At 58.5% G+C, this 14,374-nt stretch carries 10 protein-coding genes; all 10 read left to right on the top strand.

Annotation, left to right across the window (positions count from 1 at the left end):
* Window positions 1-702: 702 nt before the first annotated feature.
* The 10 genes from cmr1 to ROSERS_RS13340 all read left to right on the top strand — a co-directional run bounded on the left by cmr1 (window position 703) and on the right by ROSERS_RS13340 (window position 14,242).
* Entirely contained in the window at window positions 703-1,773 is a 1,071-nt protein-coding gene (gene cmr1, locus ROSERS_RS24225; protein WP_011957313.1) for a type III-B CRISPR module RAMP protein Cmr1, read from the top strand.
* Window positions 1,770-3,059: an AAA family ATPase gene (locus tag ROSERS_RS13380; protein WP_011957312.1), complete on the top strand. Its 1,290-nt coding sequence runs from the start codon at window positions 1,770-1,772 to the stop codon at window positions 3,057-3,059. Before cmr1 ends, ROSERS_RS13380 begins: the two co-directional genes overlap by 4 nt.
* Window positions 3,037-3,744 (top strand): hypothetical protein, encoded by a 708-nt coding sequence (locus ROSERS_RS13375; protein WP_041333675.1) that lies wholly within the window; start codon window positions 3,037-3,039, stop codon window positions 3,742-3,744. The genes ROSERS_RS13380 and ROSERS_RS13375 overlap by 23 nt, the downstream gene beginning before the upstream one ends.
* Complete coding sequence (locus tag ROSERS_RS13370) at window positions 3,744-4,739, top strand: RAMP superfamily CRISPR-associated protein (protein WP_011957311.1); 996 nt, start codon at window positions 3,744-3,746, stop codon at window positions 4,737-4,739. The genes ROSERS_RS13375 and ROSERS_RS13370 overlap by 1 nt, the downstream gene beginning before the upstream one ends.
* Window positions 4,740-4,923: 184 nt before the next feature.
* Window positions 4,924-7,755, top strand: coding sequence for a CRISPR-associated protein Csx11 (locus ROSERS_RS13365; protein ID WP_011957310.1), 2,832 nt, complete (start codon window positions 4,924-4,926; stop codon window positions 7,753-7,755).
* A gap of 6 nt (window positions 7,756-7,761) precedes the next feature.
* The gene (gene cmr4, locus ROSERS_RS13360) at window positions 7,762-8,754 is read left to right on the top strand and encodes a type III-B CRISPR module RAMP protein Cmr4 (RefSeq protein WP_011957309.1); all 993 of its coding nucleotides are present in this window, start codon (window positions 7,762-7,764) and stop codon (window positions 8,752-8,754) included.
* A gap of 14 nt (window positions 8,755-8,768) precedes the next feature.
* Window positions 8,769-9,185, top strand: a complete 417-nt coding sequence (locus tag ROSERS_RS13355; protein ID WP_011957308.1) for a hypothetical protein — start codon at window positions 8,769-8,771, stop codon at window positions 9,183-9,185.
* A complete protein-coding gene (locus ROSERS_RS13350) occupies window positions 9,182-10,015 on the top strand; it encodes a hypothetical protein (RefSeq protein WP_011957307.1) in 834 nt (277 codons plus the stop codon). The genes ROSERS_RS13355 and ROSERS_RS13350 overlap by 4 nt, the downstream gene beginning before the upstream one ends.
* The gene (locus ROSERS_RS13345) at window positions 10,012-11,625 is read left to right on the top strand and encodes an amidohydrolase (protein WP_011957306.1); all 1,614 of its coding nucleotides are present in this window, start codon (window positions 10,012-10,014) and stop codon (window positions 11,623-11,625) included. Before ROSERS_RS13350 ends, ROSERS_RS13345 begins: the two co-directional genes overlap by 4 nt.
* Window positions 11,626-11,641: 16 nt before the next feature.
* On the top strand, window positions 11,642-14,242 hold the full coding sequence (locus ROSERS_RS13340; protein ID WP_011957305.1) for an FtsX-like permease family protein: 2,601 nt from the start codon (window positions 11,642-11,644) through the stop codon (window positions 14,240-14,242).
* Window positions 14,243-14,374: the final 132 nt, after the last annotated feature.

The raw sequence follows: 14,374 nt of genomic DNA, 5'->3' as shown, positions 1-14,374 counted from the left end.
TCCTCCCTGTCTGGTCAAAGCACAATGATCGCTGATGATGTCAGTGTAGCACAGGAGATCAATGAGGGCATTATCGTGGAAGATGGATGGGTGGCGAGAGAGGCGCAGCGCCACCTACGCTGTTTGCCACGGAGCGAGAGCGTCCCGCTCTCGTCGGCGTCTGTGCACCCGGCTGGATGCGGGCGAGACGCCTGCGCCGCTCAAGGGCAGAGTTCTGAGGAGCAATGCGCGGTTTGCTGCATTCCCGCGCCTTTTGCCCCTCATCCCCCCTGCCCCCTTCTCCCACACGGGGAGAAGGGGGAGGTTGGGCGTCCTGATGCCTGAAACGGAAGATGGCACGCAGGGGCTTCCCCAAAAACCTACCCCTGTGAGATACCCCTGCCCCCTTCTCCCACACGGGGAGAAGGGGGAGGTTGGGCGTCCTGATGCCTGAAACGGAAGATGGCACGCAGGGGCTTCCCCAAAAGCCTACCCCTGCAAGGGTGCCCGCGCCCCAGGCGGATATTTGCTATAATCTGGCTTTAGCGCCTTCTTATCAAATCGGTATGGAAGCCCTTCGCGTTCACAGCGGGATGTTTCGTCCGGTAAACTCGATGGGCGGGCAATGGTCTCTGGGTACGGCAGATCAGATTCGAGTCTTACCACCTCATCACGGCGACCACAGCTGGCGCCTGGCATTCTGCAGCAGCGTTGGAGAGCGCTATGGATGTGCAGATCACAACCCTGACCCCTCTCTGGACCGGTGGCGTGGATGGGACGACCGACCGGCTGCACGAAAGCGGTCTGCTCGGCAGCCTGCGCTGGTGGTATGAAGCGATTGTGCGTGGGTTGGGCGGTGAGGCATGCGATCCGAGTCAGAGCAAGTGCACCTTCGACGCTGAGAAGTATAAGCAATCCTTAGCCAGCACTCCTTCGCAACGCCTGCGCGATGCTGGACTGTGCGATGCGTGCCAGGTCTTTGGCGCGACCGGCTGGCGGCGACGGTTTCGTTTGACGGTGGTTGATGATCAGACTCGACCGATCTCGGCGGGTGATCGGTTGAGTGCTCGTTCACCGGGTCGCACACGGGGGTGGTTTTTACCGCAGAGTCGAATGGGCGCCTTCACCTTGCGACTGACCGGCGACCCTGAGGCAGTGCAACGTATCGCGGCACTGCTCCTGTTTCTGGAACGCTGGGGCAACCTGGGTGCCAGAGCACAATTGGGGTATGGCGCATTTCGCGTAGCCAATCTCATCGATGTGCTTGTAGAGGCGAGGAAGGTGAATTGGAATACGACTCGAGCGCCACAACGTCTTCGTCCTCACCCTGATTATCCTGATTTACGGCGATTTCTGTTCTTCCAGTTCGATTTCACGCCTGTCCAGCCAGGCTGGTGGACAGACATTCCAGGGATAAGTCGCGTCAGCATTCAGGTGCAACCATTGGTACAGCGCTACAGCGTCGTACCAGTAACACCGGCATTGAAAAACGCATGGCGCTCTGGTCGGCAATGGAAGCTCAATGATGAGCGGATTATTTTTGGCGCCAGCCATCCCGACCGCCGCCGGGGACGGATCGCAGCAACGTGGGCATATCGTATCGATAGCAAACAGTGGTGTGTTCGTGGGTGGGCATGGTTGCCTGCACAATTGCAAACAGCAAGTACGCTGACTCAGACGTTAGGTAATGCAACAACCTGGAATCAGACGTTGAGTGTCCAGGGCACACTGATCCAACAAACACCGCAAACAATTCAGGATGTGCAGCAACTGCTACAGGGAGCACTGCAATGATTCGATCTCTGACCATCCATCGCTTTCGTGGTATTCGCGAGGGCGTAATCAAAAACTTACGGGTATTCAACGTCTTGATCGGTCCGAACAATAGCGGCAAGTCTGCGCTGCTGGAATTGCTCTACCTGGGCAGCCTGAGCAGACGAACCTGCCAGCTCATCACCAAAACCATTGATCCTCCCGTTCATGCGGCGACAATGCTTGTCACACGAGATTTTCTATCGTATGCGCCAACCGAACGGCTCCGTTGGCGCCATGGATATGCATTGCGTGAGACGGATTCCTTCTTGATCGATCTGGACAAAGAACAGAATCTCATCCTGGAGCTGCCCGATCTTCCGGCAACATACCCGTTGCATCGATTTCGTCTGGCTGCCGAAGCGCCGGACTGGTTGCGCAAGACTGACGTACAACGCACCATTCTGTTTTCGCTCGTGCAACCAGATCATGCACCGCCAGAGTTTATCCCGCCGCTCCTCGCCACCCATCGCCCAGATCTTCCCTATCAGCGCTGGCACTATGTCTGGGATCAACGCTGGGTGTACCGCTGGAACGATACCCATCCCCTGGATCGACTGGCGATATGGGCGGAGGCTGGCGATGGGAGGGCGGAGCATGTGCTCTTCTTTGATTTTCACACTGCTCATGCCCACTTTGAAGGCGCCTTTGCGCAACGCTGCTATCGCACGGTGAGCAAGTGGGAAGAGCGCATTGCGCAGAGCATGGCGCGAGTATTCCCGGATATGGCGGGGATGCGGGTGAATGTGAAACCAACCCCGACCGGCACGACCTGGGGCGGTTACCTGGAACTTCCTGACCGCACCCTGCCGCTTGAGATCGATCAGTTCGGCGATGGCGCCCGTCATGCGTTCAAGGTGCTGGCTGCCCTGATTGCACTGGTTGATCGTGCCGAACAGCAAGAGCCGGGATTGTTCTTGTGGGAAGACCCGGAGTTATTTATGCACCCCGCCACCCTGGGCCGATTGCTCGATGAAGTTGCCCGGCTGGTGGCAGGGAAGCCGGTGCAGGTTTTCATGTCTACCCAAAGCCTGGAAGTCATCGCCCATGTTACCCGTATGCTCCAGCACAACGTCTTATCGCCCGAACAGACGCTGGCGTTTCGCCTGAACCTGCGTGATGGGGTGCTCAGATCATCGTGGTTCAATCGCGAAAATCTGGCTTCCTGGCTTGAATCGGGCCTCGATCCGCGTGTTCTTGAAGACATTGATGCGCCGCTTCAGTTTCAACTGCGAGAGGAAGTTCATGAAGATCCTAGTCTTTGCTGAAGGTAAAACTGAAGAGAAGGTGATTGAAAGGTTAAAGCAATTTTTTCCTGGTTTTGCCTTTCAGACCTTCGATTGCAAGGGAAAGGACAAAATTAACAGTGAAATCGTCACTAAACTCGGCCCACTTGTAGGACAACAGCCGGTTCGGGCGCTCATTCTGCGCGATAAGGATTCAGGAGAGACCATTGCGCGAATTATTCAGAGTGTCGACAATGGATTGAAAGGAATCCTGAAGCAACGTGGTATTAACACATCGTTACAATTCCAGCGTGTTACCGGTGTTTGGAATGCCTTTGTCTGGGATGCGCCGAGTATAGACTTCCGTTTAGTCATTCACATTGCATCTCGCCGCTCGCTTTCCGGGCTTACGAAATGTACTATCGACGATCTGGTGTTGCGATTGGCACTTAATCAAAATGTAGCCGCTAATCTTGCGCAAAGGCAGAGTTTGAATGTAAGAGGACAGGTTATTATTCAAAAAGTGACGCAAGAAATACCGGCACTGCTGCAACGGAACGGCTTTCCACCTCTGTCAGAAGCCAAAGATTATGTGCGCCTGTACGCAGCCGTGCTTCGGATGCATACCTCACCGCCAGTGTTCGCTGCAAATGTGCTGGCAAGCGCGAATAATAATCTTGTGCAACAGAACTTTGCGTCGATTATTGCAGCAATCAGGGCGCTTTAATGAGTTACGAATTCCATGCTTACTTTCCTTATGCTCTTCAAGATGGCACCGTGCAGGCATTTGCCCTGCAATGGCTTGCTGGCGAGACACCGGAACTGCCGAAACGTTGGGGTGATCTGCGCTTGCTGCGTGACCCGACCGCACGGCTGGCAGTGCTGGCGCAGGCAATGATCACACCTCAACTCGAACGCGCGCGCAGTGGCACTCGCACGCAAGCTGGCGGTTACCGCCTGTGGGTTGAGCAGGACGCGGCAGCATTCCTTGCCCGCCAACGCGCTACGATGCAGCAACTCGGTCTGGAACCGACGCTGCCCGACCTGGCAACCCTCCCGTCTGGCGCATGGGCATTGCGTCTCACCTTCACCCTGAGCAAGCCGTATCTGAGCAGAGACGACCGTCTCTTTCACCTGCTGGAAAATCCGGTGAAGAAGGAGTGGGTCTTTGATGTTCCCTACGTTGCGCCGTCGGGATGGAAAGGCGCCCTGCGTGCCGCGCTGCGCCAGATGCGCGGGTATACCACCCCGGAACAGGAAGCGAACGACTCGCAGATGGTGCGGCTGTTCGGCAATATCAGGGGTGACGAAGAGGCATTTTGCGCCGGGTTTGTGCAGTTCTTCCCCACCTTCTTCGACCGCCTCGGTCTGGAGGTGATCAACCCGCACGACCGGGAAAAGGGGGTTGGCGCACGTGGTCCGATTTTGCTGGAATGCGTACCCGCTGGCGCACAGGGTGCGTTGATGCTGCTCTATGTGCCAACCGGCACGGCGGTCGATGCGCAGCAGAGCGCCGACGACCTCGTGGTCGTTGCGCAGGGCATTCAGGCGATGCTGAGCACCTATGGCTTTGGGGCGAAGACCAGCAGCGGCTTCGGCATAGCCGCAGATGACCTGGTGGATGGCGAGATACGTATCATGACAAAGACACTTTCCCTGAAGGGAAAACGGCTGAGTGATCTGGCAGTAGAGGTAGAACATTGGCTGAAGACCACGCCCTAATGCCACCGCTATCCGATCCGATTGCAGCACGCCAGGCTCGAAGCCGAACTGGCGCGTTGCACGGAGGTGCTGCGCACAGGGTACAACAATACATCACGGTAGGGGCGCAGCGCTGCTGCGCCTACAGAATGGGTACGTTCGATACCTATCGGCAATTGTGACAGGTATTCAGAGGAACAGGCCCATGAGCTACGATTTGAACAAATTGGTTACAGCACAGGATAATCTGCTACTGGCAGAGGTAGCAGCATGGGTGCATGACTGGCAGAAATGTATCGATATGAAGGTCGCCTCCGATTGGAACAACAATCCAAATGTAAACAAAGTAAAAATTCGCAATTGGCAGCAAAGAGGTACAACACTAAAGCCAGGGGATTTTGCGGATGTTCTGGAAAAACTCGTTCCGAATCTCTGTGTTTCGGGGAATAATATCAAAGAAATCGCCGAGCTAGGACGACAACCATCCCAGGCGAGAAGCTCGTCAAACCATCTCATCCGAGTCTTGGGACAATCACATGATGTTAGTCATGTTGAGAAAGAACTTGGTGATCATGAGTCAAAAGATCAAGCTACAGATTGGATTGCTTCCCCGTTTGGGTGGGAACCTATCCAGCCTGACAACTTACTGAAGCGGCTTCTAGGAGAGCCAAAAACGCTTTTGAAAAACTTCAGTGCCATCGCACGGAAAAAAATTCTCGTCTCACTCCAAAGTGTCTTCGCAGAGGCATGGGGCGACACTCGCCGCCCGATCAATGAAGTCACACTGTGGGACTGGTCTTCGATTGTTGCTGCGCTCTACAAGGCTGAACTGGCTCGATGTGTGCTTACCACCCAACAACGCAGTCCTTCAGATGTTGCCTGGCGTTTACTGAGTATTCGTGTTGACGGACTGCAATACCTACTTTCAGTCTCACGTATTCCCGACTTGCTGGCGCGTCGCGAGTTGCTAAGCGATGCGTGGAACCGAGTGCAAACGCTGATTGAAGAAACCTACCCGCTAGGGTTGGAGGTGTATCGCGACGAGAATGGACCGGTCTTCGTCGTGCCAGACATTGAGAACCTGCTGGATGAATCCCAAGTTGCTCAAGATGGTGGAGAGAGAAAGACCCTGAGAGATCTTATTCGAGATGCATTTGCTGCCGGAACAGTAAAGAATGATTCATCTCTCGCCATACGGCACGAACGTGTGCCTGAACTCTATCTGGATGACAAGCCGTGGAAGGGTCAGCCGGCTCCACAGGAGTTGCCACCGATTGTGAACCATCTCAAACGGGACATACGCGAAACTACTGACCCTCAATGGCTCGAAACACTCTGGCGTGGTCAGAATGCCGAAGTATGCACTGTCTGCGGTCTGCGTCCGCAAGGACCCGATCCCAAAGCGCAGGAGCGCAAGGTCTGTGATACATGCGAACAGCGACGTACTGATCGAGCGCAGCAGTGGGTAGGCACGCTGCGTTGTGGTGATCATCCGACTATCTGGATTGATGACCTGACTGATATCCATGGTCGCTATGCGCTCATCGTCGGTGCGTTCGATCTAAGCGGCTGGCTCGCGGGTGATCTGGTGCGCACCCTGGTTGTTCGTCAACCAGATAACAAGAATCGTACCACTGACAAGGTTTCCAAAAATCCCTCCTTCGCCCGTCTGCGCCGAATCTGGGAAACGACGTACGCATTCTGGCAACAGGTCGGATCGACAGAGCCGGGCATGTTGTCAGACGCGGTGATTGGTCGCGTGGTGGGGCGCGCCGAACCACGGTTGGAGATTAAGTGTAGCCTGAACGTTCAGACATTGGTGCCCTATCATACGTATGAACTGGTGCTACCTGAAGGTATCAGGCTCAGCGTGTTGTGGGATGGGAACGGTTTTGTCACCTGCGACAATCTGACATACCTGAACGGTCTTATGCGATCGGGAAAGATTCAGGATATCCTGAAACAAGGTAAGACCTTTCTGATCGAAGCATCTGATGATACCGGCAAGCGTCGTCAATTGGGAAACATCACGCTCAGCCAGGATGCAGTGCCGATTGCCAACGGCTCCTTTGTTCCTGCCCTGCCCCTCCTCGCCGAACCACGGGTCTTCATGGCGCTTGTACCGGCGGATAGGGCGTTGGAGGTGATCAGACAGATCAAAACAAAGTACGAACGCGAGATGGGCAAGGTGCGTAATCGCCTGCCGCTGCACCTGGGCGTGGTGTTTGCGCCACGCCCCACCCCACTGCGCGCTGTGCTTGACGCCGGGCGGGCGATGCTGGAGCGCCAGACAGTGGCCAGCGTGTGGGAGGTATTGTGCTGTGCACAGAAAATGGTAAGCAAAGGCGACTCGCTGCCCGCGCGCTTCCAGCCTGATCAGGCGGGTCAATTCGCTGAGTGGTACGAAGTAACCCTGCAGAAGGACGACCAGCGCCTGACCTGGCATATTCCGGCTTTAATGGGTGACAGTCAGACCGAAGACCTCTGGTACCCTTACGTCTTTCTGGACGATCAGGTAGAACCGACGACGCGCAAACGGTATTTCAAGAGTCGCAATCCGTGGAAGGGTTGCGATGGCTGGCTGGTTCACGCCGCTGAGTTGCAGGTCGGCGATCAGGTATGGTTCGCGCCAGCAACGTTCGATTTTGAGTTCCTTGATACAACCACTCGCCGCTTCGAGATTCACTACGACACTAATGGACGACGAGCAAACCGACACACCCGACCGTTTTACCTCGACGACCTGGAGCGGTTCGATAGGCTCTGGGAGGTGTTCCTACGCCTGAGCACCACTCAGCGCCATCAGGTGGTGCGCATGATCGAGGCGACTCGTGAGGAATGGTTTGGGCAGGATCATGGTGGCACGTCGGTCACCGATCAGGTGTTCAGGCAATTTGTGCATGACACGCTGGCTGGCGCTGAATGGGATTGGAAGGCGCTGTCGCAGAACATCCGTGCCCAGCTTGTCGCTGCTGGAACAAAAGGGGAGCTGGCCGATCTGCTCGAACTGCGGATGGAGATTCTGAAGGAGGAATGAACGGTTATGGCGATCTACAAGCGACGACGTTATCTCTTAATGACCCTTGATCCGGTGCACATTGGCGCTGGCAGCTACCGCCTGGGGCGTGTGGACAACAGCATCGTGCGCGAGCCGGGCACACGGGTGCCGAAAATCCCCGGTACCAGTCTCCACGGCGCGGCTCGCTCTTACGCTGCCCAACTGTATGAAACGCCCGAAGCTGCTGGTCAAACGCACGACACGGTGACCAATCCTGAGCAGAATCCAGTGTGTTATACCTTTGGCTACATCAAGAAAAGCAATAACGGACAAGACGTCAAAGCCTACTCTGGCGTGGTCAACGTCTTCGACGCGCACATCGTGCTCTTCCCGGTGCATTCGCTGGTTGGACCGGTGTGGGTCGGCACGGTCGAGCGGTTGCGTGAGGCAGGTTTTGAAATGAGCAACGTGCCCGATGGGTGGGCAAAGGAGGTGGCACTGTTAACATTTGCGCGCCGAGATCCGCTCAACCTGGGATGGTTGATGCTCAACAGGGGCGGGCAGGTCACCGTGAATGCGCCGACTAACTGGCAGACCGATCGCTGGAACGCGATTGAGAACAAGATCGCATTGGTACATGAGTCCATCTTCAGCCACATCGTCAACAGCAACCTCGAAGTGCGCACCTCGGTGAGTATCAACCCCGAAACCGGCGCTGCCGAGGATAAGGCGCTCTTCACTTATGAAGCCATCCCCCGCGCCACGTTTCTAACCGCTGAAGTGGTGCTGGATGACTATCGAGCGAAATTCGAATCAGTTTCGCAAAATAAAAACTCTCTACCCAGCAATGCCGTCTGGCAATCGCCGCTCGATGTGCTCGATGCCGGTCTGCGTCTGATCGAGTGGCTGGGCGTTGGCGGTATGGGCACACGCGGCTTCGGACGGATCGCCATTGTCGGTCAGCCTCAGGAAGAGGATTATGGTCAGCAGTCCAATGCTGCGCAGTCACCATCCGGTGAAGGAGCGACAACGCCGTAAAGCGAGGAGCAACCATGACCAACACGACTTCGATCAATCTTGACTACCTGGCTGCAAAATATGCACAGACCATCATCCAGAAGACGAAGGACAAGAAGGCTTCTGACATCGAAAACACGATCACTAAAGCGCTAGGTGTGCTTCAGGAAGACGGGGTCTATGCCTGCTTTCTCTACTTGCTCGCCAGAGAGAAGGAGAACGGTGCTGTTGTCGTTGATGAAATGCTCAATCTGTTAAGTAGTCTACCGTTCGGTTGGCAGAAGCCAACGAATAATAGCGAGATACTACCCTTCATCAGTGAACAGGTGACGAAAGACCTGGATCGCCTGTTGCTGGCGCGTGAGGTGCTGGAACAGATGCTGATCTATGCACGCTATGGTGCAAAAGCGCGTGACAAGGGGGGAAGCGAGGCGCCAGGAGAATCATCATGAACTGGATCGGGTATCGCGTTGTTTTTCGTTTGCACTCACCGTTGCACATCGGCTGGCGCAAGGTTGGCAATGTGCAGGTCACTCGCCCCTACCTCACCGGTCGCTCCTTCTGGGGGGCGCTGACCGAACGCCTGGCGCGTGATACAGCGGCGCAAAAGGGACAGAAGGCAACCACCTCGAACGATTATCACGAGAGCGGTCATCAAGTGAACGAATACCTGGCGTTCACCTACTTTTACCCGGCGCTACAATCGGGCAATGACTATCAGGTGGTCTGGCCGTGGGATGATGAACGCACCTTTCGCCGACGTTTCCTGAGCAGTTATCAATCTACTGCGCTGGTTTATCCGGAGCATTCAGCCGCCGAAGGGTCACTGCACGAGATAGAGTTTCTCTCGCCCCACACGCTCGATACCGCCGATCCAGTTTACCTGATCGGGTATGTGTTTGCGCACAAAGATTGTTCGCTTCCCTGGCACGACGCACTGACACGTCTGCAATTCGGCGGCGAACGCGGCTACGGCTGGGGTAAGACAGAATTGGTGAGTCTTGAGAAGACAGACGATGCCTTCAGTTGCACCGTTGATTGTAGCGGTCGTCGCCCTGTTATAACCGTTCCGCAAGACAAACGCCTGCTCGCCCACACGAAGCCGGATCAGATAATGATCGCAGGCGAGGTCGAGCCGCTGGTAGGGCGCGAGTGGCATACCAACAGCGGCGCAGGCGCCTCCATAACCCATTTTGGGGTCGTCTATGCGCCGGGCGGCATAGCAACGAATGAACATTGTTTCGCGGTCGAATCGTTTGGTCTGTGGCAGAAGCAACCATGAAGACACCCCGTCTCATCCTTACCGGTGCGACGGTCTATCCGATCATCGCTGAGCCGATCCGTGACGGCGCGGTTGCGATTGGCGACGACCGTATTCTTGCAGTCGGGCGATCTGAGGCTGTCGAGGCGCTGGCGGGAGCCTCCACGCGGGTGGTTCGTCTTCCGCCGGAGTATGCCGTCCTCCCGGCGTTCCACGATTCGCACCAGCATTTGCTGAGTTATGTGCGCAGCCGCACTCGCGTGCCGCTGTGGGATACGACCAGCATTCCGGCGCTGCTGGAGCGCCTGCGCGCGGCTGCGGAACGTCGCCCCGCCGGATCGTGGATTGTCGCCGTCGGGCACGACCAGGGGCGGCTGGCGGAACGTCGCCATCCGACGCTGGCGGAACTCGATGCTGCCGTTCCCGCGCATCCGTTGCTGGTCTATCGCGCCTGCAACCACATGGCGCTGGCGAATTCGATGGCGCTGGCGCGCGCCGGGGTGACGCCAGCGACTCCCGATCCGCCGGGAGGGCGCATCGAGCGCGATGACCATGGCAACCTGACCGGCGTTCTGCTCGAAGCGGCGATGTCGCTGGTAGCCGGTGCAGTCGAAGCGCCCGCTATCGACTGGCAGAGCGGGTTGCGCGATGCAGCGCGCGAGTATCACCGGCGCGGTATCGTCGCTGTCGGCGAGGCGGCGTTGGGGCATGTCAACGGGGTGCGCGATCTGGAGATCGTCGCTGATGCGATCCGTGGCGGCGGGATCGGTCTGCGGATGTATGTAATGGCGTATGGCGATGTCGCAGCGCAGATGCTGGAGGCTGCCGAAGCAGGCGCATGGCGCGAGGTGTGGCGTGACGACGGGTGGTTGCGCTTTGGCGCGATCAAGTATTTTGCAGACGGAACGCTTGGCGGCGGCACGGCGTGGCTGACCGAAGAGTATGGCGATGAGCCGGGCAATCGCGGTTTTCCGCTGCTGGCGGCGGAGGAACTCGATGCGCGAGTGCTCCGCGCGCACCGCGCCGGGTTTCAGGTGGCGATCCACGCCATTGGCGACGCAGCCGTGACCATGGCGCTCGACGCATATGAGCGCGCACTGACCGTGCTTCCTCGTTCCGATCATCGCCACCGCATCGAACATGTCGAGGTCATCCATCCCGGTCTGCCGGAACGTTTCGCGCGTCTGCGAGTCGTCGCTGCTATACAGTCCTGTTTTACCTTTTGGGAAGAGGGGGACGTGACCCGGTTGGGACCGGAACTGGCGCCCTGGGGACACGCCTGGGGCGCATTGCAGCGCGCTGGCGTTGTGCTGGCGAACGGTTCGGATAACCCGGTGTTGCCGGATTTTGCGCCGTTGCAGGGAATCGCGGCGGCGGTGACGCGCATGGCGCACAATGGTCGCCGTATTGCCCCACATCAGGCAATCGGTTTGATGGATGCGATCCGTAGTTATACGTGGGGCAGCGCCTATGCCGCGTTCGCCGAACGCGATCAGGGGGCGCTGGCGCCCGGCAGGTACGCCGATATTGCCGTTCTCAGCGAGAGCCTGCTGGATGTCGAACCGGAGCGTAGTGCTCGTGTTCCGGTTGTGATGACCGTCGCTGGCGGGACGGTTGTGTATGAACAATAGTGTGTGTGGGTGAACGATGCCGTTGACACTTCTGAAAACGTCGATCCGCTACATTGTGCGCCATCCGTGGCAGTTTGGTCTGGCGATCCTGGGAGTTGCGCTCGGGGTCGCGGTTGTCGTCTCGATCGACCTGGCGAACGATAGCGCGCGCCGGGCATTTCTGCTCTCAACCGAGACGCTCACCGGTCGCACAACCCACCGCATCACCGGTGGTCCATCAGGTGTGCCGGAGGAGGTGTACCGCCGGTTGCGGCTTGAATTGGGGGTGCGTCTGGCGGCGCCGCTGGTTGAAGGTGAAGCGGTTGCGCGGGATCGTAGCGGACTGACGCTGCGCATTCTGGGGATCGACCCGGTGGTGGAGGCGCCATTCCGCCCCTGGATCACCGGCGCATCCGGTGATAACGCCGGACTCGACCGCACGCCGTCGGCGCAGGAGGGGTGCCAGGGTTTTGGGTGCTACAGCATACTGATGACGCGCCCCAACGCAGCGCTCATTTCGGCGGAAACTGCGCGTGAAGCCGGCATTGTCAGCGGTGCGCGCCTGCCGCTCATGATCGGCGCAACGACGGTCGAGGCGGAAATTGTGGGGTTGCTGGAGCCAGCCGACGATGCCAGCCGGCGCGCGCTTGACGGCTTGCTGATCGTTGATATTGCCACGGCGCAGGAGTGGATGGGAAGCGTCGGCAGATTGAGCACCATCGACCTGATCATTCCCGATGGCGCTGAAGGGGAGGCGCTGGTGCAGCGCATGACCGCCGTGTTGCCGCCGGGTGTGCGCATCGAGCGCCCCGAAGAGCGCAGCAACGCCGTGCAACAGATGACAGCAGCATTCGAACTCAACCTTTCGGCGCTCAGTCTGCTGGCGCTGGTCGTTGGCACGTTTCTGATCTACAACACCATGACCTTCTCGGTGGTGCAGCGGCGCGGCATGATCGGAACGCTGCGCTGCATCGGCGTATCGCAGCGGCAGATACTGGCGCTGACGCTGGGAGAAGCGCTGCTGATCGGGTTGATCGGCGCGCTGGCGGGTCTGGCGCTGGGGGTGGCGCTGGGGCGCGGTCTGGTCGGGTTGGTGACGCAGACGATCAACGACCTCTATTTTGCCGTCACGGTGCGTTCGGTTGATGTCGCGCCCGGCGTGCTTCTCAAAGGGTTCGCGCTCGGCGTTGCGGCGACGCTGGCGGCTGCGGCGGTTCCTGCTGCCGAAGCGACGCTGACGCCGCCGCGCACCGTGCTGCGCCGCTCATCGTATGAGGATCGGGCGCGTCGCGCGGTGCAACTGGCGGCGCTGGCAGGTGTGGCGCTCATGCTGATCGGGTTGGGTCTGCTCACCGTGCCGGGGCGCAGTCTGACGCTGAGTTTTGGCGGATTGCTGGCGTTGACCGTCGGCGCAGCAGCGTTGACGCCGCTGGTGATGCAGGGACTTGCCACTGTGACACGACCGGTCGCCGGACGCATCTTCGGCTTGCTGGGGCGCATGGCAGCGCGTGACATCGTGGCATCCCTCAGTCGTACCTCGGTCGCTGTCGCCGCGCTCATGATTGCTGTCTCCGTAACGATTGGCGTCGGTCTGATGGTGAGCAGTTTCCGCACGACGGTTGAACGCTGGCTGGAGAATACCATTCGCGCGGATATATTCGTGTCTGCGCCGAGTGCGCGCGGTAACCGCCTCGACTCGCCATTGCCGGAAGAAGCGATCCAGCGCATTCTCGAAGCGCCGGGCATCGAGCGGTACCGGCGCTACCGCAGCGCCACCATCGAGAGCAGCGTTGGACCGCTGTTGACGATTGCGCTGGATGTGGCGCCAGCGGATCATCGGGTGTTCCAGTGGGTCGGCGCTGTCGATGAGTCTGCTGTCTGGCAGGCGTTCGCCGGGGGCGCGGCGCTGATCTCGGAGCCGCTGGCGTACCGCCACAACCTGTGCCCCGGTGATACGCTCACGCTGCTGACCGACCGCGGTGAACGGCAATTTCCGATTGCCGGCGTCTTCTACGATTACGGCAGCGATCAGGGTGTGGCGATGATCGACCTTGCGGTGTACCGCGAACTGTGGGACGACCAGCGACTCTCATCGCTCGGACTGTATGTTGCGCCAGGAGTGGATGTCGATGAACTGGTGCGCGATCTGCGCGCGCGGATGCCGCCCGGTCTTGCGGTCAATATCGTCTCGAACCGTGGGCTGCGCGAGACATCGATGGCGATTTTTGATCGCACATTTGCGATTACAACGGTGCTGCAACTGCTGGCGACGATTGTAGCCTTCATCGGCATTCTTGCGGCGCTCATGGCGCTGCAACTCGAACGGGCGCGCGACATGGGCGTGCTGCGTGCCAACGGGCTGACGCCGCGCCAGTTGTGGGGGCTGGTCATCGGGCAAACCGAGCTTATGGGGTTGTTCGCGGGGGTGCTGGCGATTCCGGTGGGGGTAATGATGGCGGCTGTACTGGTGTACGTCATCAACCGCCGCTCATTCGGATGGACGCTGCTCTTCGAGTTGAACGGCGCGCTGTTTGTGCAGGCGGTGGCAGTGGCCGTCGTTGCTGCGCTGCTGGCGGGGCTGTACCCGGCATGGCGCATGGGGCGAACGTCGCCGGCGCTGGCGCTGCGGGAGGAGTGAGAGGTGAGGAGTGAGGAGTGAGAACCTGCGCGTTGTGTATCGCTGTGGGTTACGCTGCAACCGCTGTATTGTCGTAGCCGGTCCGATTGTGCGCCGCAAGGGAGTGTGGATGGCGGAATAGAACACGGATCG

This window comes from Roseiflexus sp. RS-1 (genome assembly GCF_000016665.1).
Lineage (GTDB): Bacteria > Chloroflexota > Chloroflexia > Chloroflexales > Roseiflexaceae > Roseiflexus.
The sequence above is the reverse complement of the archived record's forward strand: the minus strand, read 5'-3'. Positions and strand labels throughout refer to the sequence as shown.